The sequence below is a fragment of the Stenotrophomonas sp. 3(2025) genome (assembly GCF_052665395.1).
This window is the reverse complement of the sequence record NZ_JBQOIF010000001.1, coordinates 13200-37838: the sequence shown is the minus strand read 5'-3', so window position 1 is coordinate 37838 and position 24639 is coordinate 13200. Positions and strand designations below refer to the sequence as shown.

General features: G+C 64.8%; 25 protein-coding genes and 3 pseudogenes. 16 read left to right on the top strand and 12 right to left on the bottom strand.

The genetic code is table 11. The annotated features are described in order from the left end of the window. Positions 1-220 precede the first annotated feature (220 nt). Positions 221-1408, top strand: a complete 1188-nt coding sequence (locus tag ACUXVE_RS00185; protein WP_445513527.1) for a serine hydrolase domain-containing protein — start codon at positions 221-223, stop codon at positions 1406-1408. A 12-nt stretch (positions 1409-1420) separates the two neighbouring features. Here the strand turns inward: ACUXVE_RS00185 and ACUXVE_RS00180 are convergent, their stop codons facing one another. The 6 genes from ACUXVE_RS00180 to chrA all read right to left on the bottom strand — a co-directional run bounded on the left by ACUXVE_RS00180 (position 1421) and on the right by chrA (position 6848). Next, positions 1421-2350: a phosphoethanolamine transferase gene (locus tag ACUXVE_RS00180; protein WP_445513526.1), complete on the bottom strand. Its 930-nt coding sequence runs from the start codon at positions 2348-2350 to the stop codon at positions 1421-1423. A gap of 81 nt (positions 2351-2431) precedes the next feature. Beyond that, positions 2432-3001 (bottom strand): phosphoethanolamine transferase domain-containing protein, encoded by a 570-nt coding sequence (locus ACUXVE_RS00175; protein WP_445513525.1) that lies wholly within the window; start codon positions 2999-3001, stop codon positions 2432-2434. 133 nt (positions 3002-3134) lie between these two features. Then, entirely contained in the window at positions 3135-3527 is a 393-nt protein-coding gene (locus ACUXVE_RS00170; RefSeq protein ID WP_445513524.1) for a diacylglycerol kinase, read from the bottom strand. 60 nt (positions 3528-3587) lie between these two features. Beyond that, positions 3588-4844, bottom strand: coding sequence for a sensor histidine kinase (locus ACUXVE_RS00165; protein WP_445513523.1), 1257 nt, complete (start codon positions 4842-4844; stop codon positions 3588-3590). Between the two features lie 9 nt (positions 4845-4853). Next, entirely contained in the window at positions 4854-5549 is a 696-nt protein-coding gene (locus ACUXVE_RS00160; protein ID WP_445513522.1) for a response regulator transcription factor, read from the bottom strand. A gap of 105 nt (positions 5550-5654) precedes the next feature. After that, a complete protein-coding gene (chrA, locus tag ACUXVE_RS00155) occupies positions 5655-6848 on the bottom strand; it encodes a chromate efflux transporter (RefSeq protein ID WP_445513521.1) in 1194 nt (397 codons plus the stop codon). A gap of 218 nt (positions 6849-7066) precedes the next feature. On the opposite strand from chrA, the gene ACUXVE_RS00150 reads away from it, so the two are divergent. Further along, positions 7067-7414, top strand: a complete 348-nt coding sequence (locus ACUXVE_RS00150) for an RcnB family protein (RefSeq protein ID WP_093818345.1) — start codon at positions 7067-7069, stop codon at positions 7412-7414. Positions 7415-7493: 79 nt separating this feature from the next. Here ACUXVE_RS00150 and ACUXVE_RS00145 read toward each other — a convergent pair whose 3' ends face one another. Continuing rightward, complete coding sequence (locus ACUXVE_RS00145) at positions 7494-7772, bottom strand: hypothetical protein (protein ID WP_445513520.1); 279 nt, start codon at positions 7770-7772, stop codon at positions 7494-7496. A gap of 275 nt (positions 7773-8047) precedes the next feature. On the opposite strand from ACUXVE_RS00145, the gene ACUXVE_RS00140 reads away from it, so the two are divergent. Both ACUXVE_RS00140 and ACUXVE_RS00135 read left to right on the top strand, forming a co-directional pair. Then, complete coding sequence (locus tag ACUXVE_RS00140; protein WP_222389616.1) at positions 8048-9100, top strand: sensor domain-containing diguanylate cyclase; 1053 nt, start codon at positions 8048-8050, stop codon at positions 9098-9100. Positions 9101-9225: 125 nt separating this feature from the next. Then, a complete protein-coding gene (locus ACUXVE_RS00135) occupies positions 9226-10575 on the top strand; it encodes a chloride channel protein (RefSeq protein ID WP_222389619.1) in 1350 nt (449 codons plus the stop codon). 37 nt (positions 10576-10612) lie between these two features. On the opposite strand, the gene ACUXVE_RS00130 is transcribed toward ACUXVE_RS00135, so the two are convergent. Both ACUXVE_RS00130 and ACUXVE_RS00125 read right to left on the bottom strand, forming a co-directional pair. After that, positions 10613-11860, bottom strand: coding sequence for an arsenic transporter (locus ACUXVE_RS00130; RefSeq protein WP_445513519.1), 1248 nt, complete (start codon positions 11858-11860; stop codon positions 10613-10615). A 499-nt stretch (positions 11861-12359) separates the two neighbouring features. Next, on the bottom strand, positions 12360-13055 hold the full coding sequence (locus ACUXVE_RS00125) for a VIT1/CCC1 transporter family protein (RefSeq protein ID WP_445513518.1): 696 nt from the start codon (positions 13053-13055) through the stop codon (positions 12360-12362). A 230-nt stretch (positions 13056-13285) separates the two neighbouring features. Between ACUXVE_RS00125 and ACUXVE_RS00120 the strand changes: the two are divergent. From ACUXVE_RS00120 to ACUXVE_RS00110, 3 genes and pseudogenes are all read left to right on the top strand, one after another. Then, positions 13286-13528: pseudogene (locus tag ACUXVE_RS00120) on the top strand (thermostable hemolysin); the annotation flags it as partial. Positions 13529-13605: 77 nt separating this feature from the next. Further along, entirely contained in the window at positions 13606-13947 is a 342-nt protein-coding gene (locus tag ACUXVE_RS00115; protein WP_445513676.1) for a thermostable hemolysin, read from the top strand. Next, positions 13944-14606: pseudogene (locus tag ACUXVE_RS00110) on the top strand (AMP-binding protein); the annotation flags it as partial. The gene ACUXVE_RS00115 and the pseudogene ACUXVE_RS00110, both read left to right, overlap by 4 nt. A gap of 170 nt (positions 14607-14776) precedes the next feature. Here the strand turns inward: ACUXVE_RS00110 and ACUXVE_RS00105 are convergent. Continuing rightward, the gene (locus ACUXVE_RS00105) at positions 14777-16039 is read right to left on the bottom strand and encodes an NRAMP family divalent metal transporter (RefSeq protein ID WP_445513517.1); all 1263 of its coding nucleotides are present in this window, start codon (positions 16037-16039) and stop codon (positions 14777-14779) included. A gap of 348 nt (positions 16040-16387) precedes the next feature. Here ACUXVE_RS00105 and ACUXVE_RS00100 point away from each other — a divergent pair, with 348 nt between their 5' ends. After that, the gene (locus tag ACUXVE_RS00100) at positions 16388-16723 is read left to right on the top strand and encodes a hypothetical protein (protein WP_445513516.1); all 336 of its coding nucleotides are present in this window, start codon (positions 16388-16390) and stop codon (positions 16721-16723) included. 32 nt (positions 16724-16755) lie between these two features. Here the strand turns inward: ACUXVE_RS00100 and ACUXVE_RS00095 are convergent, their stop codons facing one another. Then, the gene (locus ACUXVE_RS00095) at positions 16756-17190 is read right to left on the bottom strand and encodes an EamA family transporter (protein WP_445513515.1); all 435 of its coding nucleotides are present in this window, start codon (positions 17188-17190) and stop codon (positions 16756-16758) included. A gap of 172 nt (positions 17191-17362) precedes the next feature. Between ACUXVE_RS00095 and ACUXVE_RS00090 the strand changes: the two genes are divergently transcribed. The 5 genes and pseudogenes from ACUXVE_RS00090 (at position 17363) to ACUXVE_RS00070 (ending at position 21298) form a co-directional block, all read left to right on the top strand. Beyond that, positions 17363-17653: a hypothetical protein gene (locus ACUXVE_RS00090; RefSeq protein WP_445513514.1), complete on the top strand. Its 291-nt coding sequence runs from the start codon at positions 17363-17365 to the stop codon at positions 17651-17653. Positions 17654-17830: 177 nt separating this feature from the next. Then, a complete protein-coding gene (locus ACUXVE_RS00085) occupies positions 17831-18925 on the top strand; it encodes an alpha/beta hydrolase (RefSeq protein WP_445513513.1) in 1095 nt (364 codons plus the stop codon). Between the two features lie 163 nt (positions 18926-19088). Further along, positions 19089-20147, top strand: a complete 1059-nt coding sequence (locus ACUXVE_RS00080) for an alpha/beta hydrolase (RefSeq protein ID WP_445513512.1) — start codon at positions 19089-19091, stop codon at positions 20145-20147. Further along, positions 20144-20632, top strand: a pseudogene (locus ACUXVE_RS00075) ((R)-mandelonitrile lyase); the annotation flags it as partial. The gene ACUXVE_RS00080 and the pseudogene ACUXVE_RS00075, both read left to right, overlap by 4 nt. Continuing rightward, positions 20609-21298 (top strand): carboxymuconolactone decarboxylase family protein, encoded by a 690-nt coding sequence (locus tag ACUXVE_RS00070; RefSeq protein ID WP_445513675.1) that lies wholly within the window; start codon positions 20609-20611, stop codon positions 21296-21298. The pseudogene ACUXVE_RS00075 and the gene ACUXVE_RS00070, both read left to right, overlap by 24 nt. Positions 21299-21310: 12 nt before the next feature. On the opposite strand, the gene ACUXVE_RS00065 is transcribed toward ACUXVE_RS00070, so the two are convergent. Continuing rightward, complete coding sequence (locus ACUXVE_RS00065; protein WP_445513511.1) at positions 21311-22204, bottom strand: LysR family transcriptional regulator; 894 nt, start codon at positions 22202-22204, stop codon at positions 21311-21313. 74 nt (positions 22205-22278) lie between these two features. On the opposite strand from ACUXVE_RS00065, the gene ACUXVE_RS00060 reads away from it, so the two are divergent. From ACUXVE_RS00060 to ACUXVE_RS00050, 3 genes are all read left to right on the top strand, one after another. After that, on the top strand, positions 22279-22875 hold the full coding sequence (locus ACUXVE_RS00060; protein WP_445513510.1) for a flavodoxin: 597 nt from the start codon (positions 22279-22281) through the stop codon (positions 22873-22875). Positions 22876-22885: 10 nt separating this feature from the next. After that, positions 22886-23878, top strand: coding sequence for an aldo/keto reductase (locus tag ACUXVE_RS00055; RefSeq protein ID WP_445513509.1), 993 nt, complete (start codon positions 22886-22888; stop codon positions 23876-23878). Between the two features lie 145 nt (positions 23879-24023). Then, complete coding sequence (locus ACUXVE_RS00050; RefSeq protein WP_445513508.1) at positions 24024-24548, top strand: DUF6622 family protein; 525 nt, start codon at positions 24024-24026, stop codon at positions 24546-24548. Positions 24549-24639 lie beyond the last annotated feature (91 nt).

Sequence of the window (24639 nt, the reverse complement as noted above, 5' to 3'; positions counted from 1 at the left end):
TCGGTTGGCGCCGTCGCCGCTCACCCTCACCTGAACGACGATCTGGAGCAGTGCCGTGCAGCGCAGGGGGCGTCTGCTCAGCGCGCAAGCGGCCGCGCCGCCATCCATGGGTGGTTCTGCTGCTCGGAGGGTCCAGATCGGTTGATAGAGCATGACTTCATGCACTGCAGATTGACTACAAATGTAGTCATTGTCTCTGTGTCCATTGAAGGAGCCCGCCATGAGAGCACGTCTGCTTGCCTGCCTGTTCTTCCTGTCGCTACACCCGTTTGTGGCCGCAGCCAACACGCCTGATGCCTTGGCAGCGATCGAGCGCAATGCCCGCAACGCGCATTCCGACGCGGTCTACATTGAACGCGGGCGCGGGGTGCTGCTGCAGATCGCGCCGGCAGCCGGTGAAGACCGCATCCACCTGATGTCGGCGACCAAGTCCGTCGTCGCCCTGGCCATCGGGCTGCTGCTCGATGACGGCAAGCTCGCATCCATCGACGAACCGGTCAGCACGGTGTACCCGGAATGGCGCCAGGGCAGGAAGCGGGACATCACGATCCGGATGTTGATGGACCACACCTCCGGCCTGCAGAACGTGGCCAACGCGGGGGTGGAACTGGAGGGCGCGCCGGATCTGGTGAAGCTGGCGCTGGCGGCCGAAGTGTCCAGCGATCCAGGCACCACCTTCGCCTACAACAACAAGGCGACCAACCTTCTGCCGGACATCGTGCAGCGGCTTGCCGGCAAGCCACTGGATGTCTATCTGGACGAACGGTTGTTCAAGCCGCTTGGCATCACCGGCCATGCATGGATGAAGGATCAGGCCGGGACGCCGATGGGCATGGCCGGGCTGTCGCTGTCGGCGGTTGATCTTGCAGCGATCGGACGATTGATGCTGAACGGCGGTGTCACCCCGGGCGGCAAGCGGTTGCTGAGCGAACGCTCGGTGGCGTTGATGACCGCCGAAAGCGCGCGTTCCCCCGACGTCGGCATGTTGTGGTGGCGCATCCCCGCATGGGAGCACTACCGATTGAAGGCCGGTGCAGCCACGCTTCTGAGCGCTCGCAGCATGGATGCCGTGATGCTGGACGCGCTGCTGGCCGCCGACGGCCAGGTATTTGACAGCAAGTCAGCGCTGATCAGCTTCCTGGCCGAACGGCTGGGACCGAGCTGGCCCCAGCGCTACGCTGCGGAAATCACTGGGCGTGGACTGAAGCTCGGCGACATCTTCGACATCGACCGAGGGCCGGTAGCGGCATACGCCGCCAACGGCTATCTCGGCCAGCACCTGGTCATTGTTCCCGACAAGGGCGTGGTGGCGGTAAGGCAGATTCAACGGCGGGAGAGCCACAGCGCGCCGCTCGACGATTACGCCGCGTTTCCCATGGATGTACTGCGGCTGGCAGAGACGCTGTGACTGGCCAGCACGCTAGGGAATGCGGCAGCCCGCGAACACATCCAGTCCCGGCTGGTAGATACCGCTGCTGATAGCGAACAGTCCCAACAGGGAGTGGAAGAGATTGTCGTGGCTGTAGGATCCGGTGCCCGCGGCATGGCGCAGGCAGGCCAGATCAAGGCGGGCATGGGTTGCAAAGCCCGGGGAGAACCACATCACCATCGGCACCTGGGTCTGCTCGCGTGGCGCAATGAAGTAGGGCGTTCCGTGCAGATACAGGCCGCGCTCGCCAAGCGACTCGCCGTGATCGGAGACATAGATCAGTGCAACGTCACGCTGCTCCGAATAGGTCTGCAGCAGGTCGATGGCCTTGCCCAGCAGCCGGTCGGTATAGACCAGGGTATTGTCATAGGTGTTGGTCAGCGCTTCGTTGCTGCACTTCTGTATCTGGTTGCTGTCGCAGGTAGGGCTGAATGCCCTGGCGTCGGCGGGATAGCGTTCAAAGTAGGTGGGGCCATGGCTGCCCAGCTGGTGCAGCACGATCAGACCATCACCCTGCATGGCCGCGATGCGCGTGTCCAGCTGGTGCAGCAGGATCTCGTCATGGCAGGTGCCGTCCTTGTTCACGCACAACCCAGGCACCTTCAGCGGCGGCATGTCGTCGGTGGGAACGCGGTTGCACACGCCCTTGCAGCCACCGTTGTTGTTGTCGCGCCAGAGCACGCTGGCGCCGGTGCGCTGCAGGATGTCCAGTACGTTCTCTTCCGATGCCGCAGCGACGCCCTCGTACTGCGATCGTGGCATCTTCGAGAACATGCACGGCAGTGACACGGCTGTTGATGTGCCGCAGGATGCAACGTCCCGGAAGCTGATGACGCCGTCCCTGCGTGACAGCTGCGGGTTGGTCGGGCGCGGATAGCCGTTGAGCTGGAAGTTCTTTGCACGTGCCGTCTCGCCGGCCACCAGGATGACCAGGCGCGGGCGCTCGCCGGGCGTGCGCGCGGCGTCTTCGCCGATCGTGCGCAGCGGCTGTGCCTTGGCGCTTTAGCTGCTCCGGAGGTAGCCATAGGTGTGACGGAGAACGTTCAGCGGCAGCACCTGCTCGCGGATGTAGCGGTTGTTGCGGAGCAGCGACGAATACTCCTTGTAGAACGCCAGGCTTACCGCTGCCAGCACCATCAGCGTCGCCAGCACATTCCCCAACCACACCAGCGCCGCCCGCAAAGTACGCCCGCTGTTTCCACTGCGCATGATCAGCAGAACGCATGTGGGCAGCGCGCCCAGCAACAGCACCGTCAACAGCAACGGCAGCGACAGGTAGGAGGTCATCTCAGCCTGGTTGGTCTCCAGCGCGTTCTGCACCATGTCGCGGTCGATCTGTACGTTGTAATGCAGCATGAAGTAGGTGCACGCAGCGCTGACGACAACCAGCAACGCCAGCACCGGTTTGCGCGCATAGGGGAGCATGCCGATGGGCGTGAACAGCAGATTGAACAGGCACAGCAGCAGCACCGGAAGGCTGCAGAAGAACAAAGCGCTGCGCAGATCATGGATATCGATGAGAGACCAGAGCGTCTTCCAGAGAGCGATGTTTCCCAGCGTGGTGAAGAACAATGCCGTGCACCAGACAAGCATGATCGGATGTTGCGGGACAGACCTGAAGCATGAACGCACGTGCAGAATCCGCTGAGCCAGAAGTGCGCGCAGTATCTGGACGCGTTCATCAGGAAGTTGTCAGGTTCCTTGCTCATCCCATCAGGACCACGGCCCACACCGTAGCCACCATCAGCAGGGCCGTGCTCTGTGCGGCACTGCCCATGTCCTTGGCGTTCTTGGAAAGTGGATGGTGTTCCAGAGAAATGCGATCCACCACCGCTTCGATGGCCGAGTTGAGCAGCTCCACCAGCAGGCTGATGAAGCAGACCATCAGCAACAGGGCGCGCTCGCTGCGGCTGACGTCCAGCAGGAGCGCGACGGTTGCCAGCGCGCCATGCAGCAACAGCAGCTGCCGGAACGCGGCCTCACCCTTGAATGTCGCGACGAAGCCGTCGCGGGAATGGATCACGGTATGCAGGATGCGGCGCAGCCCGGTCTTGCCGTGCGCGTATTTGCCGTTGCCCTTGGGTTGCCCTGGCTGCATTTCGCACCTGCCTTCATGAAGAGATCCGGCAAGGGTGGAAGGAGCAATGTCAGGAAGCTGTCAGGTATCGGCTGCGGCTGGGCGCATCTGCAGGGTGAAGCAGCAGCCTCGCACCGAGGTCTCGACCGTCATCTGCCAGCCAAGATGCTCGACCACGCGCTGCACGATGGACAGGCCCAGACCTTCGCCACTCTGCCGGGCGCTGGTCACGAAGCGCTGGAACTGCTGCGCGTCGATGCTGGACGGCAGCCCCGGGCCGGTATCGGCAACCCGCAGCGTGGTGCCATGCAGTTCCACCCGTATCTCGCCTTCCTCCGTGTACTGGCACGCATTGCGCAGCAGGTTCCAGATCACGCTCTGTGCCAGCACGTCATTGGTCAGCAGCTGCTCGTCCTGCGCCGCATCAAGGCTCAGCCGCACCGGCTTTCCTGCCAGCCACGGCACGCATCGCGCCATGCATTCCTCGATCACCGGTCGCAGCAGCAGGTTGCTGCGTGGCACCGTCCTGGGGTCGCGGGAAAGCAGCAGCAGGCAGGTCAGCTGGCGCTGCATTTCCTGCGTGGTCCGCACAATGCGCTGGGCACTGGCCAGCAGCCGGCTGTCGGCCGGGAGCTGGTGCAGCAGCGTTTCGGCGGCGCCACCGATGATCGCCAGTGGTGTGCGCAGTTCATGGCTGGCGTCGCCGGCGAAGCACTGTTCACGCTGCAGGAACTGCTCAAGTTCGTCGCTGTGCTGGGCAAAGGCGCGCGCTAGAACGCCGATCTCGTCGCGCGCGTCCTGGAAGGGGAAGGGCTTGTGCTTGTTCTGCACGGCATCAGCCAGGCGCGTAATGGGCGCGATGACGTGGGCCGACGTCCGGCGACCAATCCAGAACGCACAGAGCACGCAGGTCAGGATCACCAGCGCAGCAAAGGCGTTGATCAGGTGCTCGAGGTAGGCGTAGTGATCACCGTGCTGCAGCAGGTAGTAGCGCTGCCCGCTGCTTTCGAAGACCCGAAGGTGCCATTCGTTCGGTGCGGCGTCACCGTGGTAACCCGGCCCGTACCGGCGCAGTACCTGCGGAACCGTACGCAGATCAAACAGTTGGCTGCCTTCCGGCAGGTCCGGTTGCACGCCTTTCGCCAAGGCCGCCTCCAGCCTGCGGACCTCCCGGTCCTGGCTCATCGAAACCACAGAGGCCCTTACGTCGTCATAGTCCACCAGTTCGACCAGTACGATGAAGCCCATGGCACCGGCCATCAGCAGCACGAAGGCAACGGTGATACGCGTTCTCAGGGTCAAGCTTCGATAGAGGGACTTCAGCGAGCGGGCATTCATGGGTGGCGACTACTCCACATGTGCTGGCGCCAGCGTGCCCAGGCGCCAGCCGACACTGTGCACGGTAGCAATGAGTGCAGGGTCGAACGGCCTGTCCACCTGAAGGCGCAGCTCATGGATATGCGTACGTAGCGCGCCGCTCTCCGGCGGCTCGTCGCCCCATATCAGGTACTCCATCTCCTGCTTGCGCACCACCGCCGGCGCGGCACGCATCAGGCACATCAGCAGCTTGTGCGTGGTCGGTGTCAGGTTGAGGGCCTGGCCCTGGCGCCATGCCTGTGGCGAACGGGTGTCGACCCGCAGGTCCGCCCAGGCCAGCACGCTCTGCACCTGCCGGCCCTGGGCACGGCGGACCAGCGCCTTGATGCGCGCGTCCAGCTCCTTCAGGGAAAAGGGTTTGACCAGGTAATCATCCGCACCCAGCGCGAGCCCCTGCACGCGGTCTTCCACCGGATCACGGGCGGTCAGCATCAGGATCGGCACCGGGTTCTGGAACTCCTCGCGGAGTGTCTGGCACAGCGCCATGCCATCAAGGCGGGGCAGCATCAGGTCCAGCAGGATGGCATCGTAATCATTCTGCGTTGCCCTGCGCAGGCCGCTGGCACCATCCCGTGCATCGTCAAGTACGTAGCCCAGTGGCTCGAAGAACGCGTAAAGGTTGGCAACCAGCTCGGGGTTGTCTTCAATGATGAGCAGTCGTGTCATGGGCTACGTGCATCCGTGCATGAGCAGCGGACTTTGGACGATCACCTGTGGTTTGCCAAGTGCGGGGAGGTGCTGCACGCCCCCGCCAAGCGCAGGCACAGAGTGCTACATGAGCCGCTGTAAGGCCAGCGCAGCAACGACGCACCACAGCACCACCCACGCCGCCGAGATCCGCGCAACCGCCAGCAGCGCAAAACCCACCGCGGCGATCGCAAGGTCGATCGGCGCGCGCACGCCTTCCGTCCACACCGGATCATGGAACGCGGCAGCCAGCAGGCCGACCACGGCTGCACCGGCCCCGGCCACTGCCCTGGCCGCCCAAGGTCGGCATACCAACTGGTTCCATATCGGCAATACCGACAGCAGCAACAGGAATCCCGGCAGGAAAATGGCCAGCAACGCAATCCCTGCGCCCGCCACCGCTGGCAGGCCCGATGACGCCTCTGCACCAAGAAACGCCGCGAGCGAGAACATCGGGCCGGGCATCGCCTGCGCGGCACCGTAGCCGGCCAGGAACGTGTCTGGTCCTACCCAGCCGCTGTCGACCACCGCATGCTGCAGCAGCGGCAGTACGACGTGGCCTCCACCAAAGACCAAGGCCCCTGCCTGATAGAACGCGCTTGCAATGCGTGGTGCCGTCGGCACGGTAGAGAAGGGCAGCACCAGGGAAGCCGCCAACCCGGCGACAAAAAGCGCCAAGCTGATGACGGCACCACGTGCGCCGTACCGTACCGGAAACACCGCAGCAACCGGCGCCCTTGCGTGCGTGCACAGCCACATGCCCAGCAGGCCGCCCAGTCCCACCGCGAACAGCGATACCCATGCATTGCCTGCCAGTACCGCTACGGCCAGGGCGAGACAGGCGATCAACGCATGCCGCACATCGGGAAGCAGTTGCCGCGCCATGCCCACCAGGCCGTGGGCGACCACCGCCACGGCCACCAGTTTCAGACCGTGGATGATGGCCGGGTGGACTGCGTGATGCATTCGAGAAGCTGCTGCGGCAGAACCAAGCATCAGCAACGCAGAGGGCAGGGTGAATGCGGCAGATGCTGCCAACGCGCCCCGCCAGCCGCCCCGGAACAGGCCGATGGCGAGACCCATCTGGCTGCTGGTCGGCCCCGGCAGGAACTGGCAGACCATCAGCAGTTGGGCGAAGCGGGCATCATCGAGCCAGCGACGGCGCTCCACGAATTCACGGTGGAAATAGCCGAGATGGGCGATGGGCCCGCCAAAGGATGTCAGCCCCAGTTTGAGGAAGACCGAAAACACCTCCATGGCATTGCCGCGGCCTTTCATCACGTCAGCAGCATCAGTTTCGGGCGGGGGCGGCGATCCGGTCACGGGCCGAGGATACACAGTCCCGATGTGGCGGATTGCAGGCGCCTTTTCGGACCGGGGAACGAGGCGGGGGCACGCTGAATCGTTACCGGCCGGACGCATGGTTTTGTTCACAGGCGCTGCCCTATATTCCGGGTCACAACGCCGCATACCGCGGCTGGACCGGGAGCATTCCCATGAAAACCGGACGTTTGCTTGGCATTGCCCTGGGCGCGGCAATCACCCTGGTGGCTGCCCCTGCCTGGGCCGATCCGCCGCACCATGCACGTGGCAACGGACCGCCGCCCCATGCAGGCGGCCCCCACAACCGCGACGCACCCCCGCCGGGCTGGCAGAAAAAGGCATGGCGCCGCGGCGACCGCTTGCCCTGGGCCGAGGTTGACCGCCGCTACTGGGTGGACGACTACGCGCATTACCGTCTGCGCGACCCCGGTCGCGGTCAGCGGTGGGTGCGGCAGTCGGATACGGAATACCTGCTGGTGGAGATCGCCACCGGCGTGATCATCGACGCCTTGCGTCGCTAGGGATTCCGGCACGGGCCCCCGGGCGGCACGCAGCCGCCGCGGGGGTAATGGCGGCACGGCCGCCGCTGACATCGCGCTCTCACCCCGGCAACTCGCACCTCATCTTGCCGTCCACGTAATACGGCTTGGGGACGTTCGGGTTGTCGCTGGTCTTCTCAAAGACCACTTCGAACGACGCTGCGTCGGGCGAGCCCTTGCGATCGGTACACGCGTCGTCGAGTTTTTTCTTGACCGCGGCAATGCCGGCCTCGCGGTTGGCACCGTCGGCGCTGTTGGTCAGGTTCACGGTTTCAGCCAGGGCCAAGGGGCTGAAGGCACACAGGCAGCCGGCGATCATCAGGGTATGCAGCTTGGTCAAGGGGTGCACCTCGCGGAAGTCCAATGAGGCGGTCAGCATAATGCGGGAGCGTTAACAGCACGTGCCCGGTAGCGCTACGCCTGGTCGATCAGGAATGCCGTCCGGCGCGGGTATCTCGTCGCCCGGGATGGAGCCCACGTTCGCAATCCCGCGATGCGACTGCGATTGCAGCACTCCCTCTCCCATTGACCTGTCGTTGACGCACAGATGTCAGACTCGCGCACAAAGGGGTGCCCGGGTGAATGGCAGGGGAGTGATCATCAGGAGAGCTGGCAATGCCGTTCTTCACTGACTCAACAGAAGTCGCCGTCGAGGGCGTCGGTGCGGCCCGGCGCATCGGCTGGATGCGCTTTGTGGGAAACGGCCTGGGCGCGCTTCCGATTGCCTCGATCATTCTCGAGCGTCAGGCGGATGCTGCGCCCTGGGTGCTGCTGTTGCTCAACGCCATCGCATGGCCGGCGCTGGCGATGCTCCTGACACGTCGCGCCCGCGAGCCTGCAGCAGCGCAGTTCCGCTGCATGATCGTCGACTCTCTCTTGGGAGGCGCATGGATCGCCTTCATGGCCCTCAGCACCGTGCCAAGTGCGTTGTTTGCCGCACTGCTGGTGGCCGACAAGATCGCCGCCGGCGGCATCCGCCTGGCCACAAGGGCAACGCTGGCCCTGGTGGTCGGGTTCGCCGCCACCTGGCTTGCCCTGGGCCTGCCCTATCAACCCATCACCTCGCAGCGCACCGTTGTCCTCAGCCTGCCATTCCTGTTCGTCTATGGCATTGGGTTGAGCCTGCTGAGCTGGCGACTGGCGCGCCGGGTGAAGTCACAGAACCGCCAGCTGCAGCGCCTGAGCCGGATGGATCCGCTGGTGGAGCTGGCCAACCGCGGCTTCCTGATCCAGCGCGCCCAGCAGGTGCTGCAGACGGGGCAGCACCTGGGCGGGAACGCCTGCCTGCTGATGCTCGATGTGGATGATTTCAAGCGGATCAATGACTCGCATGGCCATCGTGCCGGCGATGAGGTGCTTCGCCGCATCGCGGCGGTGCTGCGCCAGTTGGCCCAGCCGGGCGACACGCCGGCGCGGCTGGGCGGCGATGAATTCGCCATCCTGCTGGTCCAGCGGACACCGGTGGAGGCCATGCGTGTGGCCGAGCAGATCAGGCACTACCTGCAGGAGCCGGGCGCGCCCGGAACAACCGATATCCAGTTCAGCGTCAGTATCGGCATCGCCGCAGCGGCTGGCACCGCGACCGCAGAGGACTGGCTGGCGAAGGCGGACAAAGCGCTGTATCACGCCAAGCGGCATGGCAAGAACACCGCAAGCTGCGCCGAGTGATCTGCGCCGGGGGCGGTGTACGGTTCATGTGAGTGGAGAGCAGCCTGCCATTTCACCGGATGCAGGAGGGCCAACCGCCACACTCGCCACTTCCACGGGGCCACCGGCACTTGCAGAATCGCGCGATGTTCAATCTTCAACATCTCCGCACCCGTATTTCGGCGATGGTGCTGACCGAAGGATGGCGCCGGCGCGCGGCATTGTGGAGTGGCGCGGTGGCCGTGGCGCTGGTCGCCATTGTGTTCGCCAAGGCCAGTGATGCCGCCTTCCATGTCTTCCAGCGTGTCATTGCCCATTCCCCGTGGTGGGCGTTGCTGCTTACCCCGGGCATCTTCGCGCTGCTGGCGTGGCTGACCGTCGGTGCGCTCAGGCCCACCCGTGGCAGCGGCATTCCGCAGGTCATCGCTTCGCTGGAACAGCCGGACCCGCAATTCAGGCAGACCAACCTCTCGCCTGCGGTATCGGCGGGAAAACTGCTGCTGACCTCGCTGTCCCTGCTTGGCGGCGCGTCGGTTGGCCGCGAAGGCCCCACCGTGCATGTGGGGGCCAGCCTGATGTACCTGTTCGGGCGCTGGTTCGGGTTCAAGGATCCTCGCGAGCTGTCGCACTTCCTGCTGGCAGGGGGCGCGGCAGGCATCGCCGCAGCCTTCAATACGCCGCTTGCGGGCATCGTGTTCGCCATCGAGGAGCTGAGCGGCCGGTTCGAACACCGCTTCTCGGGCACCCTGCTCACGGCGGTCATCGTGGGCGGCGTGGTGTCCCTGGGCCTGCTGGGCAACTACACCTACTTCGGGCATGTCACGGCGTTGCTGCCCTTGGGCCAGGCGTGGGGCGCCATCGTGCTGTGTGGCGTGGTCGCCGGCCTGCTCGGCGGTCTGTTCGCTCGGGTGGTACTGCTGACCATGTCAGGTCATCCGCGCTGGCTGGGCAGGCTCAAAGGGGACCATCCCGTGGTACTGGCCGCTGCCTGTGGCGTGATCGTGGTGGTGCTGGCGCTGGTCTTCGGCGACGGCGCGTTCGGTACCGGCTATGAGCAGGCGCGCAGTCTGGTGCAGGGCCAGGCCATCGTTGGTCACGAGTTCGGCCTGATGAAGCTGCTCGCCAACCTGGCGTCCTACGTGGCGGGCATCCCTGGCGGGCTGTTCTCACCCGCCTTGGCGGTGGGGGCAGGGTTGGGGCACAACCTGGCGGTGCTGATGCCGGCGGTGGACCCGAAGGCATTCGTGCTGCTGGGCATGTGCGCCTACCTGACGGGCGTAACCCAGGCGCCATTGACCTCGGCGGTGATCTCGCTGGAGCTGACCGACAGCGGTGACCTGCTGCTGCCGATCCTGGCCACCGTGCTGATTGCCCGGGGTGTGTCAGGCATGGTCTGCCGCGTGCCGATCTACCGCGGGCTGGCCGAACAGCTGCTGGCCAGCAGCGCGCTTCCCGTGGGGCAGCAGGGCGCCCCTGCATCTCGCGCTACGGAGTAGACGCTCAGCTGCAGGCGAACGTCCCGTCCGCGCCTGATCAGAGCAGCAGCAACGCCCCGATCAGCGCGGGCGGCATCACCAGCGCGCCGACACGCAGGAAGTCGAGCGCGCTGACATGCTCGCCTTCGCGGCGCAGCGCCACCAGCCACAGCATGGTGGCCAGCGAGCCGGTCACCGACAGGTTCGGGCCCAGGTCCACGCCGATCAGCAACGCCGCGCGCGTCTGCGCCGGCAGCTCGGCCATCTGCCCCAGCGAGCCCGCAGCCAGGCCCACCGGCAGATTGTTGGCCACGTTGCTGAGCAGTGCGGCAGCGCCTCCGGCCAGCCAGCCGGCCTGGTGCGGCGAGGTCTGCGCCAGCGCCTGCAGGTTGCTGGCCGCTGTCTGGATGACACCGGTCTGCGAAACCGCTTCAACCAGCACGAACAGGCCGGCCACCAGCGGCAGCACGCCCCAGGAGACGTGGCGCAACAGCGGCAGCGGGCTGCGGCGCTGGCGGATCGCCACCACCGCTATGCTCAGGGCGCCCGCACAGAACGTAGTCAGGCCCAGTGGGCCGTTCATCGCGGAGGTCACCAGCAGCACGGTGCCGGTGAACAACACGCCCAGCGCACTGAGGCGGCCACCCTCGGTAAGCGGGCGATGCTCGGGCGACGCTGCCAATGGCTGTGCGATCTCGCGGCGATGCACCCAGCGCAGCACCAGATACGTGGCACCGATCGCGGCCAGCGAAGGCAGCGCGAACTGCGCCAGCCACTGCAGCAGCGGCGGCATGTGGTTGCCGTACACCACCAGGTTGGCCGGGTTGGAAATGGGCAGCACGAAGCTCGCCGCATTGGCGATGAACGCACAGACAAACAGATAGGGCAGGGGGTTGGCGCGGGCCGCCTTGCACGCCGCATAGACCGCGGGCGTCAGCACCACCGCCGTGGCATCGTTGGACAGGAACACCGTCACCACCGTGCCGACCAGGAACACCAGATCGAACAGCCGCCGTCCCGAGCCGCCTGCATGCCGTACCGCATACAGCGCCAGCCAGTCGAACAGGCTCTCGCGCCGCGCCAGTTCGGCCAGCACCATCATGCCGACCAGGAACAGGTAGACATCCCGCCCTTCGGCAACCGCGTGCCAGGTCGTGCCTAGCGACACCGCCCCAAGCAGCGGGAGCAGCGCTGCCGCGCCCAGCGCCCACACGTACTCCGGAATGCGGAACGGCCGGAACAGCAGGCCGGCGGTGGCAACGGCCACGGCCGCCCAGATGATGAAGGGGGAACAGGAAGCGAGCATGGCGTGGGTGGGGTCTCGGCTGCACCGGCGCGTAGCCAACAGCAAACGCGCGCTACAGCGATGGCAAGTGCGAGAAAGTCGGCATCATACCGTGCCGGCTGCAGCGCCGGCCCCGCCAGTAAAGGGTTGTTTCAGATCCCGACATGCGCCCGATCGAAGGCGCATGCCATTCACCGTGATGCGTCACGGTAATATCGATCCCGGATATCCGCATCGCATGGGTAGTGCCGGCCGCTGGCCGGCAAGGAGAATGAGGATCCAACCAGCGACGAACTTCCGGCACAGGCAGCAGGCTCGCAGCTTCATTCTGCTGTAGACAAGGCGCCGTTCTCCATCGTGCATGACCCAGCCGCCGAGGGAAGCGGCGCATGCCACGCTTTCCATTCACCCACTGCCTGTCTCGACACGGCTTCATTGCGATCTGCGTAGTCCATCTCCACCCGATCAACCTCCGATCAAACAGCCTGCAGATGGCGATGGGTGGCGCGTAGCAGCGCAATCAGGGGGCAGCGAGCACGCCAAACCAGGCGCCTATTCCATAAGTGGCCGCCATTGCTATTGCCCCCCAGACCACTACCCGCAGAGTGCCGCGCAATGGCGACGCTCCACCAAGCCGGGCCGCGACCGCGCCGAGGGCGGCCAGAAGGCACAGCGTGGTGGCCACGACCGCTGCTGCCAGGTTGCTGCGTTCCAAGGCTGCAACCAGAAGAACGGGGGGCAGTGCACCCACAATGAACGAAGCTGCAGAAGCGACCGCCGCCTGCAGTGGTCTTGCCTTGAGTACCTCGTGAATCCCAAGCTCGTCGCGCAGGTGGGCTGAAAGCGCGTCATGTGCGGTCAGTTCGCGGGCAACCTGCTCTGCCAGCGCTCGCGTCAGTCCTCTTTTCTCGTAGATGCCCGTCAGCTCAAGCAGCTCCGCTTCCGGCTGGTTCACCAGCTCACCGCGCTCCTTCTTTTCGTCAGCATTCTCGGCATCGGCCTGTGAGCTGACCGAAACATATTCGCCAGCCGCCATCGACAGTGCACCGGCGATAAGGCCGGAGAGGCCAGTGACAAGAATGGTCTGGGTCACCGCGCCAGCACCGACCATGGCAACAACCAGGCTGCTGGTCGATATGAGTCCATCATTTGCACCCAGGACGCCAGCGCGCAACCAGCCGCCGCGCTGACTACGATGAAATTCTCCGTGGCTCATGTCGTGTCCGATGGGAAGAAGGGAGCGCAGGCAAAGCGTACTCCCAATTCTCCACGTGCGATGGCGCCACGTGGCCAGGCCGTAGATGCGGGAGCCGGGCCGCAGGCCCGGCACCTGCAGGCACAGGCTGGAGCGCGCAACGTCGCCCAACAATATCCTGTCGAATCACTAACATTCATCTAACAACGACCTAATCCTGCCTTAATCGCATGGGCTGACGATCCCGTCCCATGGACACGATCCCGCAGCCGATTCCCCTGGCCCCTCATCCGGGTCGATTCGCCGAAGCCTCGCTGATCGGCCGCGACCATCCCGATCGAAGAATGGTCGAGGCGTTCATTGCCAGGATCTACGCAGAGCGCTTTGGTGCCGACGTACGCACGTTCATGCCGCACTTGCTGGCCTATCGGGACACTCACGGCGAGCTGGTGGCGGCGGTAGGCATGCGGCGGGCCAGCGAGGGCGCGCTGTTCGTCGAGCACTACCTGGACGCGCCCGTCGAGACGGTGCTGGCAGGGCGAGTTCCTGCCCCCCCCCCGGGCGTCCGCAGATCGCAGAGGTCGGTCATTTCGCTGCCTCCACCCCCGGCGTTGCCCGTGAGCTCATCGTGCAGCTGGCATGGGTGCTGGGTGCTGCCCAGGTGGACTGGGTCCTGTTCGTTGCAACACAGCAGCTGCGCAACGCCTTCGCCCGCCTGCATCTGTCACCGATCGAGCTGGCCGTGGCGCGCGCAGAAAGGATGGGGCGGGGCGCCGCTGATTGGGGGCGCTATTACCAGTCGCAGCCGCGCGTGATGTGCGGGGACATCCGCGAAGGCAACGCCTTTCTTCGAGGCTTGGCCTGCCCCGTGGCGCTTCCGGCGAGTGCCTGTGGAGCGGGAGATGCACGATGAGCAATAGCTCCGATACGTTCCAGGCGTTGCTCGATTCGCACCGGCAGCCGATCCTGGCAGGCCAGGCCCACATTGATGCGCCGGGGCTGCGCGCCCGGGTGGATGGACTGGCAGGCAGCCTGGAACAGACTGGACAGAAGCGCGTCGCCAGTCGCCTGGACAACGGGTTGGACTGGCTGGTGCTGGACTTGGCCCTGCGCGTGGTCGGCGGCGTCCATGTTCCGCTGCCCACGTTCTTCTCCGAAGAACAGCTGCGCCATGCGTTGCACACCAGCGGCGCCCAGCTGTTGGTCACGTCGGCGGCAGCATCGCCGCCGGGGCCTGCAGGCAGCCCAGCGCCACCGCTTCCCGGTATCGACGCCAAGGGCTGGAAATTGGACCCTGGCACTGGCGGGATGCTGCCAGAGGGAACCGCGTGCGTGACCTACACCTCTGGCAGTACCGGGCGCCCGCGCGGTGTGTGTCTGTCGGCGGAAATCGCGTTGCCGTCATTGCAGGAAATCGGCTACACGGGCGCGTCCGGACTGGATGTCCCCACGCTGCTGCGCTGCCTGCACAGATATCAACCGGAGAGCATCATCCTCGTGCCCCAGCTGCTGCTTGCGCTGGTGATGGCAGCCGAGCACGGCGCCGCTCTTCCTGCATCGCTGCGCTATCTGGTCCATTGTCGGGGAGGTTGCCGACGCGCATGGTGCCTCGGTGAGGCTTGGCACGTCTGCCCGGCTCGGCGGCTTGGAGGTGCGTGTGGAATGGCCAGCGTACATCGCTCATTGACCTGTGGCTGGCGTGAAGACGTCAATCGCACGAACGTGCTGAAGTCCCCGTTCGATCATCTCCAAAGCGTTGCCAGCATGGCCAACACAGTGAGGCCCATGGCCCCGGTGGCGATCCATCCCATCACGCGCAGGCGCCGACCGATCGTGTGGCCGCGCATGGTGGCGGTGCGCGAGGCGAGCAGCATGATGATCACCATGATCGGCACGGCCACCACGCCATTGAGCACCGCGCACCAGAACAGCTCCTTGACCGGGTCCCACGGCGTGAAACAGAGGCCCACCCCTCCAAGCGTTGCGGCGGCGATGATGCCGTAGAAGCCACGCCCTTCGCCACGATCCAGGCGCGCGCTCAGCGTTCCACGCCATCCGGCGGCTTCGGCCACCGCATACCCGGCCGAACCGGCCAGCACCGGGATCGCCAGCATGCCAGTGCCGATGATTCCGATACCGAACAGCAGAAAGGCAAATTCGCCAGCGACCGGACGCAGCGCCTGGGCAGCCTGGGTGGACGTCTGGATATCGGTGATGCCGGACATGTGCAACGTCGCTCCGGTGCTGAGAATGATGAAGAACGCCACCAGATTCGAGAACGTCATCCCGATCAGCGTATCGACCTTGATCCTGCGCAGATGCTGGCGCACCTCCTGCTCCCGCCTGGGGCGCTCGTCGCGGGCCTCCTCCATTTCCTGTGCGGCTTGCCAGAAGAACAGGTAGGGGCTGATGGTGGTCCCAAAGATCGCCACCACCATCAACAGCGTCTCCTTGGTGAGGGCGATGGATGGCAACACCGCATCGTGCAGCACCGATATCCAGTCCAGCTTTACCGAGAAGGCAACGGCAACATAGGCCAGCAGGGCCAGGGTGAACCACTTCAGGGTGCGGACGTACGCGCGGTACGGTACGAAGATCTGCAGCAGGAGGCAGGTCGTACCAAAGGTCACCGCGTAGACATGCGCCGACCCGCCGAGCAGTATGCGCAGCGCCCCGGCCATTGCTGCTATATCGGCTGCGATATTCAGGGTGTTGGCCGTGACCAGCAGCCCAACTACACACAGCAGCACCCAGCGTGGGTAAGCCTCGCGGATGTTGGCTGCGACCCCGCGTCGGCTCACGTAGCCGATGCGGGCGCTCACGGTCTGGATGGCGACCATCAGTGGCAAGGTGATCACAACCGTCCACAACATCCCGAACCCAAACTGGGCACCGGCCTGGGAGTAGGTCGCAATGCCGCTGGGGTCGTCGTCCGCAGCCCCTGTGATCAGGCCAGGGCCCAGCTTTCTCAGTGCGCGGCGAAGGGCAAGCGTCCGACTGGTCACGTTTGCTCGCGTGGAGCCCTTCGGATACAAGGGAGGTTGAGGGGCCGTTGCCACAGTCGACGTTCTTGACGAAGGCGACGCGACACCATGACTGCCGGTTTCGTGTGCATGCTTACGCCGATGCCCCGTGATGGTGATGTGTAGACGGGATGCCAATCCATCGTTCCGCTGGAAATCCGTCGCTGGAACAAAACCCCGCCGGCATCGCTGCCGGGCGTCTTTACAGGATCGTCACTTAATCTAAGAGTGAATGGAAGAGTAATCAGGTGGGCGCGAGCGCTTATTAATGCCGTCTGTAAGCGCCCAAATTGCGGTGGGAGCGAAATTTGCGGTATGGAGAGTCGCGATATGGGCGTGCTCATCGAATCCATCGACCACGGCTCAGCCGGCTCCCACGTCGCGGCGGATCCCAAGGTTCTGATACATGAGAAGTGCCGGTCGCCAGTCCCGGTCGCCCTCATTCCCGTCAGATCATCAGCCTGCCCTGAAGGACGCGTAAGGGCAATTCTGTCCGGCGGAAGTTTTGACGGACAGGATCTGTTGATCTCCAGAATGGAGCTCCACACCGGAATCGTGATCCGATCCGGAGAGGTCTACGTCCGTCGCAAGAACGCCACCAATTCCCTGGCGGGATCAGAGTTGCCGGCATTCACGGCAGCTGCAAACCAGCAGTCCGCCACGTAGGCCACAGGATGGTCAGGACCGGCATGGATGCGCTACTTCCTTGTGGCCAGGACAATGACCCCTGCGAACACCAGGCCGATTCCAGCCCATTCACGGGGCGCTGGTCGTTCTCCCAGCAACAGGAATGCCAGGCCAACCGCCAACACCACACTCAGCTTGTCAACCACCGCAACCTTGGCCAGCTCGCCTACCTGCAACGCGCGAAAATAGAAGAGCCACGAGGCCCCGGTGGCCAAGGCGGAGAGGACAAGGAACAGTTGTGTTCGGCCTGGAAGAAGCAGCGGATTGGACCATTTGCCTGTTGCCACCACCAAGGGCAGGATCACCGCGGCAACCACGAGGGTGCGGAGGGACATTGCCAGGTCCGGGTCGACGCCTTTTACTCCCATTTTGGCAAACAGTGCTGTCAGCGCAGCGAATATCGCGGACAATCCAGCCCAGAACAGCCACTGCGGAATACTCTGCATTTGTCCTGCTCCTCGTTGAGAGTCTCGGCGGCGAAGCCTTGCATATCTGCTGCAGGTAATACTCCTGGATCGCGCTCGTTTCCACTGCTGGCGTTATCCGGGACAGGATGGAGGCGGGCTTCCGCCCGGACGCCATCTCACGTACCGCTCCCATTCTGCAGAAGGCCCACTGATGCTCGGCATCTACCGCAAGGCGCTGGAAACGCCGTCTGCCGGGCTGCTGCGTCTCCGCTCCAGCGATGTATCCGTCCTGGTGATGCTCGTGGTGATATCGGCGCCTGCGCAGGAGCCGGCGCCCGCCATTCCGTCACGGATTGCCCGTGTGGAACAGGGTCTTTCCAGTCGTAATGCAGCTGTTTTCGGAGTCAAGGATCCGGTTCTTCATGACCGCACAGGACATGACGGTCGAGTTCCAGCAGACAGGCGGCGGCAAGCCGGGCAGCTTATTGCTGAAGCGCGGTAGCAGCACTCATGTCGCCACGCCGGCACACGAGCCGTCGCGTCGGTAGCCGCGGTATGCCCGCTGCTGGCTGAGACATGCATATATATATCCTCCATGCATTGGTCATATGCACTCCCGCGCTTCTTCCAGGATGGCCCGGAGGGTAGATTCCCCTGACAATCTGTCACGGAGTGACCCATGCAGACTCGCACGCGCCTTCGCACTCTGGTGCCCAGCCTCCCCTCGACACTGCTCTGGATTGCAGTGTCCCTCTGCACCACGACTGCCATGGCCAATGAGCCACTGCAGATCGATTCGCAAGGCAGCTTCCTCGCTGGGGGCACGACCAAGAAGGAGTCTGGCACGTTCGATCCGTTGAAGCCCTCCAATCCGGATGGCCAGAGCTATCACGGCGATCACGTCTATGCCTTCTACCAGAAGCCGGTGAACGCGCGCCCGTTGCCCATCGTGATGTGGCACGGTGCGGGCCAGTCGTCCAAGAGCTGGGAGACGACCGCCGATGGGCGTGAGGGCTTCCAGAACCTGTTCCTGCGTCGTCGTTTCGCTACCTACCTGATCGATCAGCCACGGCGCGGCAGGGCCGGCCGAAGCATGGTCGAGGCGACGCTGAAGCCCGTGGCAGACGATCAGATGTGGTTCAACCAGTTCCGGATCGGCCTCTGGCCGAACTACTTCGCTGGCAGCCAGTTCCCGCAAGGGGAGGCCGCGCTTGACCAGTTCTTCCGCTCGGTCACGCCCAACACCGGGCCCTTCGACCTCGGCGTAGTGTCGGACGGGGTCGCCGCCGTGCTGCAGAAGACAGGGCCTGCGATTCTGTTCACCCATTCGCAGGCGGGCGGTCCTGGCTGGATGACGGCCATAAAATGCCCCAACGTCCGCGCAATCGTCGCGTTCGAGCCTGGCAGCAGCTTCGTGTTCGCAAAGGACGACGCGCCCGCGCCGATTCCCAGCGCGTTCGATACCGTCGCTCCCGCGCTGGTTTCGCCCGCGGAATTCAAGGCGCTGACCCGGATCCCGATTCTGGTGCTGTATGGCGACAACATCCCTGACAAGCCGGTTGACCTGCCGGCGCAGGACAGTTGGCGGGCCCGGTTGGAAATGGCCCGTGCCTGGCGTGATGCGGTCAATCGGCAGGGCGGGGATGTCACCCTGATCCATCTTCCGGAGATGGGAATCCGTGGCAACAGCCACTTCCTGTTCTCGGACCTCAACAACGTCCAGATCGCCGATCTGGTGAGTGAGTTCCTGCAGAAGAAGCACCTGGATCGTTGATCCGGACCGTCCCGTGCATCATTCATATCATGCATGCATGAGTGATATCCGGCTCATGCCCTGTTTCCATGAGTGCACGGGCGTTAGGTTTACCCATGAACCCCGCCAATGTCGGCCCGCAACACGCGCCGGCAGGGGGAACGTACAAACCCGGAGCACCTGAATGAAGCACATCGTGCGCGCCACGCTGTTGGCGATGTCTCTTGGCTTGGCAGCAGGCAACGCGTCCGCTGCCGACTACGCGCTCAACCCCTTCCAGCTGGCCTACGAAGGTGCAATCACGCGCAACGTGCCCAGTGAGGTCAACATCCACTCGGTGTCCTATCCGCTGAATGGAATCGAGATCGCGGCAAACTTCTACACCCCCGCCAATTTTGATGCCTCGCGGAAGTACCCGACCATCGTGGTTGCCCACCCCAATGGCGGGGTCAAAGAACAGGTGGCCGGCCTGTACGCGCAACGGCTGGCCGAGCAGGGCTACATCGCCATTACCGCCGATGCGGCCTATCAGGGGGCAAGCGGCGGCCAGCCGCGCAGCGTGGACATGCCTGCCCACCGCATCGAGGACATCCACGGCATGGCGGACTTCATCAGTCGATTCCCGTGGGTCGACACCTCGCGCCTGGGCTTGCTGGGCATCTGTGGCGGCGGCGGCTACTCGCTGGCGGCCGCGCAGACCGACAAGCGCTTCAAGGCCGTCGCCACGATCAGCATGTTCAACTCTGGCCGAGTGCGCCGCAACGGTTATGCCGACTCGCAGCTGGACACCGTCCAGCAGCGCCTGCAGCAGGCCTCGCAAGCCCGCGCACAGCAAGCCGCCGGCGGCGAAGTGCTGTACTCCGGCGACGCCAACCTCAGCGACGAGCAGATCGCCAAGCTCCCCTTCGATCTGTATCGGCAGGGCTATGAGTACTACTGGAAGACACATGCCCATCCCAATTCCACCTTCCGCTACACGACCAGCAGCCTGCTGGACCTGATGCGCTGGGACGCCACCAGCCAGATCGAACTGATCGACCAACCGCTGCTGATGATTGCCGGCAGCAAGGCCGACAGCCTGTACATGACCCAGGATGCCTTCGCCAAGGCAACCGGTACCACCGACAAGCAGCTGGTGCTGCTGGAGGGGGCCACGCACATCGAGACCTACTGGGTGCCGAAGTACGTGGATGCTGCCGTCGCCTCGCTCACCACGTTCTACACCCGGACGCTTGCACCATGACCACGCCTCGTAAATCACCCGCGCAGACGGCGCTGCTGGGCGCTGCATTGAGCGTGGCGGCACCGTTCGCCGGCGCCGGCGAAATGCCCACGCAGCAGATCGTACGGTCGGGAACACAGTCGTCCGTCGCCGGTCCAGCAGAGACCTTCGTTGGCAACGTGCGCGTGGATCCGCTGTTCCCAGCGGACAAGGACGTGCAGGTTTCATCCGCATACGTCAGCTTCGAGCCGGGCGCGCGTTCGGCCTGGCACACCCACCCCGCCGGGCAGCGATTGGTGGTTACCTCCGGCGTTGGGCTGACCCAGGAATGGGGCAAGCCGGTGCAGCAGATACACCCCGGGGATGTGGTGGTGTGTCCGGCCGGGGTCAAGCATTGGCACGGCGCCGCGCCGCACAGCGCGATGACTCACCTCGCGGTAACCGGTATGGCCGATGGAAAATCGGTGGCCTGGCTGGAGCAGGTGAGTGAAGACCAGTACCGCGAAGCGTCAGCGGGCTTCGAGGCGCCCGTTGCCGGTCCGCTTTCGCCCAGGCAACAGGCGATCCCGCTGATTGCGGCCGCTGCGGCCAGCGGTGACATGTCCCAGCTCAGCGCTGCGTTGGGCCGGGGGCTGGATGCCGGCCTGACCGTGAGCGAGGCAAAGGAAGTACTCGTGCAACTGTATGCCTACGCGGGGTTCCCAAAGAGTCTCAACGCCCTGGGCGAACTGATGAACGTGCTGCGCAAACGCGAGGAGCAGGGTATCGCCACCGCAGCCGGGAAGCCGCCCAGCGGGAAGGCCCCGGTAGGCGATGCGCTGCGCGCCGTGGGGACCGCAAACCAGACGTGGATCTCCGGTGCCCCGGTGGCTGGCCCGGTCATGGACTTCGCACCCATCATCAACCAGTTCCTGCAGACACACCTGTTCGGCGACATCTTCGAGCGCGACAACCTGGACTGGCAGAGCCGTGAACTTGCAACGGTTGGCGCGCTGGCGGCCATGCCTGGCGTGGAGGCGCAGTTGCGCTCGCACATGGCGGCCAGCCAGCGCGTGGGCCTCAGCCGCGCACAGTTGCAGCACCTGGCCCAGTTGCTCGCACATAGCGGATACGCGGCCGCATCTGGCCGCGCAGTGCAGGCACTGGAACAGACCCCGGCACCTTCGCCATGACCGTGCCGCCGTTCAATCCCGGTAGCGCAACGCATCACGCAGCAGGGTGAACGCAGGCGATGACTGCCTGCGGCTGGGGTAATACAGGTGGTAGCCGGGGAAGGAGGGGCACCAGTCCTGCAGCACGTGGACCAGGGTGCCTGCCTGCACATGGGGGCGCACCAGATCCTCGGGCATGTACGCCAGCCCCAGGCCTTCCAGCGCAGCGCCCAGGCGCAGGGCGATGTTGTTGAACACCAACTGGCCTTCCACGCGCACTTTCAGCTCCTGGCCTTTCTTCTCGAATTCCCAGGCGAAAATGCCACCGTGGGTTGGCAGGCGGATGGTGATGCAGTTGTGCCGGGTCAGGTCGTGCGGTGATTTCGGCTTCGGATGGCGCTGGAAATAGGCGGGCGACCCGACCACGGCCATGCGCAGGTCGGGCCCAACACGCACGGCGATCATGTCCTTGGCCACCTGCTCACCCATGCGGATACCGGCGTCGAAGCCCTCGGCCACGATGTCGGTCAGCCCGTAGTCGACAATCACCTCGATGTTCAGGTCGGGATTGGCCGGCAGCAGCTTGCCCAGTACCGGCTGCATCACGGTGAGCGCAGCGTGCTCACCTGCAGTGATGCGGAGGCGACCGGCGGGTTTGTCGCGGTACGCGTTGAGCTGGGCAAGCTCGCTATCGATCTCCTCGAAGCGCGGTGCAATCACCCGCAGCAACTGGTCTCCGGCCTCGGTCGGCGAAACGCTGCGGGTGGTCCGCGCAAGCAGGCGCACGCCCAGGCGTTCTTCCAGCTGGCGCATCGATCGGCTGAGGGCGGGTTGGGACATGCCCAGCTGGGCAGCAGCCCGGGTAAAACTGCGTTCCCGCGCCACCAGCGCGAACATGGCCAGCTGATCGTAATTCTCGACGCTCATTGATGCGCACCGGATATAAGCGATATCCGATTATGCCTCTGCAAGAATGTGTTTTGGGGGCGTAGATTGGCGCCATGACGATTCCAACCCCCAACCCTGGTCGCCGGGCCGTCGTCGCTGCCCTGGCTTCACTGCCGCTGGGATGTCCGGCCGCCGTGCCGCAGGAAGGCACGGCCGCTGGTCGATCAGGCGCACGGACAGTGGTTGCCTGCTTCTCACGTTCGGGCAACACGCGGGTGGTTGCCGGGCTCATTCATCGCAGCATGCCCAGCGACCTGTTCCAGGTAGAGCCAGCCATCGACTACCCGGCGGACTATCTTGAAACGGTAGCCAAGGCGCGACAGGAGCGCGACGACGGGGTCGAGCCTGCACTGCGCACCCGCATTGTCGACATTGATCGCTATGACACCGTGTACCTGGGCTTTCCAATCTGGGGCGAGACCGCGCCGCCGATCATTCGATCGCTGTTGTCGCAGCACGACATGAGTGGCAAGACCATCGTGCCGTTCATCACCCATGGCGGCTACGGCGTGGGCAGCAGCCTGCGCGTGCTCGCCCGCCATGCGCCCAACGCACGCATCCTGGAGGCATTCGTGATGCAGGCCGACCAGGAGCGCAGAACCATGGAGAGCGTCAACGCCTGGTTGGCCACTCCGCACACTGCCCGATGAGGATTCAACCATGAAGTTCCGTACCCTTGGACAAGGCCTTGAAGTTTCCGCCCTCGGCCTGGGCTGCATGGGCATGAGCTCGGCATATGGCCCGGCCGCGGACAAGCAGGAGATGATCGCGCTGATCCGCACAGCGGTGGAACGCGGCATCACCCATTTCGACACCGCCGAAGCCTACGGCCCCTTTGCCAACGAAGAACTGGTGGGCGAGGCACTGGCACCCGTTCGCGACCAGGTGGTGATCGCCACCAAGTTCGGCTTCGACATCGACCCGGTCACCGGTGCCCGCGGCGCAGGCACCAACAGCCAGCCTGCACACATCCGGGCAGCTGTCGAAGCCAGCCTGACGCGGCTGCGCACCGAGCGCATCGACCTGCTGTACCAGCACCGTGTTGACCCGGCGGTGCCCATCGAAGCGGTTGCAGATACCGTGAAGGCGCTCATTGCAGAGGGCAAGGTCGCGCATTTCGGCCTGTCCGAAGCGGGGGCGCAGACAATCCGCAGGGCGCATGCAGTGCAGCCGCTGACGGCTGTGCAGAGCGAGTACTCACTGTTCTGGCGTGAGCCCGAAGCGGAGCTGCTTCCGCTGCTTGAGGAACTGGGCATTGGCTTCGTACCCTTCAGTCCGCTGGGTGCCGGCTTCCTGACGGGAAAGATCGACGAGCACACGCAGTTCGATGCAACGGATTTCCGCAATGCGGTGCCGCGCTTCTCCGCCGAATCACGCCGGGCCAACATGGCGCTGGTGGACGTGGTGAAGGCGATGGCTGCGGGGAAGGGCGCCACGCCGGCCCAGGTCGCTTTGGCTTGGCTGCTGGCGCAGCGACCGTGGATCTCGCCGATTCCGGGCACGACCAAGCGCCATCGGCTGGATGAGAATCTGGGCGCGGTGGATCTGGTGCTGGACAAGGACGACCTGGCGAAGATCGATAGCGAACTGGCGCAGATCAGCATCAGTGGCGCACGTCTGCCGGAGGCCGCATTGAAGATGACCGGCAAGTAGGCATTCCTGCATCGCCGATGCTGCCGCGCCGAGGCGAGCGTGCAGGCTGTATCGCTGACACCTGTCACTTGTCCGGGCAATGCGTACCGCCAATAGTGAGCGCCACCGCCGCCTGCCTGGCCGGCACTCACCGAAAGGACCTCCCGTGAACCTGCTGCAGCAACTTCTCTGGCAGACCCCCATCTGGGTCTGGGTACTTCTGGCGTTCCTGGTCTCGCGTGGCATCGCGGCCATGCGGCCGGGGCAGACCTCGCTGCGGAAGCTGGCCATCGTGCCGGCGCTGTTCAGCGTCTGGGGCATCTGGTCGATCAGCCACCGCTATGGCGGCTCGCCGGTGGCGTGGGGCGAATGGCTGGCCGGCATCTGCGCCGGCGCAGCGGTGGGCTGGCTGCTGCTGCGCCGGGCAACGCTGACCGTGGACGCCGCCACGGGCACGCTGTGGCGCAGTGCCGACTACAGCCTGCTGCCACTGCTGCTGGTCACGTTCGTCATCAAGTACGGTTTTGAAACGGCGCTGGCCGTGGCGCCCGGCCTGAGCAGCAACGCAGGCTTCAGCGCCGCCTATCTCCTGCTGTCTGGCGGATTCACCGGCATCTTCATCGGCAAATACTGCCGCTATCTGGCGGCGTCGCGGCGGGCAACGCCCGGTGGGATGCAGCCTGCGGGCTGAGTCCAGCCCAGGATGAGGGGCGGTACACGCGCTTCGGCCGCGCCCTCACCACATTCACCTCGCAGCAGCGAAAATGCGTCCTCGGGCGCGC

Coding starts and splice junctions, on each gene's coding strand:
- ACUXVE_RS00185 (WP_445513527.1), top strand. CDS start 221: ATGAGAGCACGTCTGCTTGCCTGCCTGTTCTTCCTGTCGCTACACCCG.
- ACUXVE_RS00170 (WP_445513524.1), bottom strand. CDS start 3,527: ATGCAGCCAGGGCAACCCAAGGGCAACGGCAAATACGCGCACGGCAAG.
- ACUXVE_RS00165 (WP_445513523.1), bottom strand. CDS start 4,844: ATGAATGCCCGCTCGCTGAAGTCCCTCTATCGAAGCTTGACCCTGAGA.
- ACUXVE_RS00160 (WP_445513522.1), bottom strand. CDS start 5,549: ATGACACGACTGCTCATCATTGAAGACAACCCCGAGCTGGTTGCCAAC.
- chrA (WP_445513521.1), bottom strand. CDS start 6,848: ATGAAAGGCCGCGGCAATGCCATGGAGGTGTTTTCGGTCTTCCTCAAA.
- ACUXVE_RS00150 (WP_093818345.1), top strand. CDS start 7,067: ATGAAAACCGGACGTTTGCTTGGCATTGCCCTGGGCGCGGCAATCACC.
- ACUXVE_RS00140 (WP_222389616.1), top strand. CDS start 8,048: ATGCCGTTCTTCACTGACTCAACAGAAGTCGCCGTCGAGGGCGTCGGT.
- ACUXVE_RS00135 (WP_222389619.1), top strand. CDS start 9,226: ATGTTCAATCTTCAACATCTCCGCACCCGTATTTCGGCGATGGTGCTG.
- ACUXVE_RS00130 (WP_445513519.1), bottom strand. CDS start 11,860: ATGCTCGCTTCCTGTTCCCCCTTCATCATCTGGGCGGCCGTGGCCGTT.
- ACUXVE_RS00125 (WP_445513518.1), bottom strand. CDS start 13,055: ATGAGCCACGGAGAATTTCATCGTAGTCAGCGCGGCGGCTGGTTGCGC.
- ACUXVE_RS00100 (WP_445513516.1), top strand. CDS start 16,388: ATGGGCGTGCTCATCGAATCCATCGACCACGGCTCAGCCGGCTCCCAC.
- ACUXVE_RS00095 (WP_445513515.1), bottom strand. CDS start 17,190: ATGCAGAGTATTCCGCAGTGGCTGTTCTGGGCTGGATTGTCCGCGATA.
- ACUXVE_RS00090 (WP_445513514.1), top strand. CDS start 17,363: ATGCTCGGCATCTACCGCAAGGCGCTGGAAACGCCGTCTGCCGGGCTG.
- ACUXVE_RS00085 (WP_445513513.1), top strand. CDS start 17,831: ATGCAGACTCGCACGCGCCTTCGCACTCTGGTGCCCAGCCTCCCCTCG.
- ACUXVE_RS00080 (WP_445513512.1), top strand. CDS start 19,089: ATGAAGCACATCGTGCGCGCCACGCTGTTGGCGATGTCTCTTGGCTTG.
- ACUXVE_RS00065 (WP_445513511.1), bottom strand. CDS start 22,204: ATGAGCGTCGAGAATTACGATCAGCTGGCCATGTTCGCGCTGGTGGCG.
- ACUXVE_RS00060 (WP_445513510.1), top strand. CDS start 22,279: ATGACGATTCCAACCCCCAACCCTGGTCGCCGGGCCGTCGTCGCTGCC.
- ACUXVE_RS00055 (WP_445513509.1), top strand. CDS start 22,886: ATGAAGTTCCGTACCCTTGGACAAGGCCTTGAAGTTTCCGCCCTCGGC.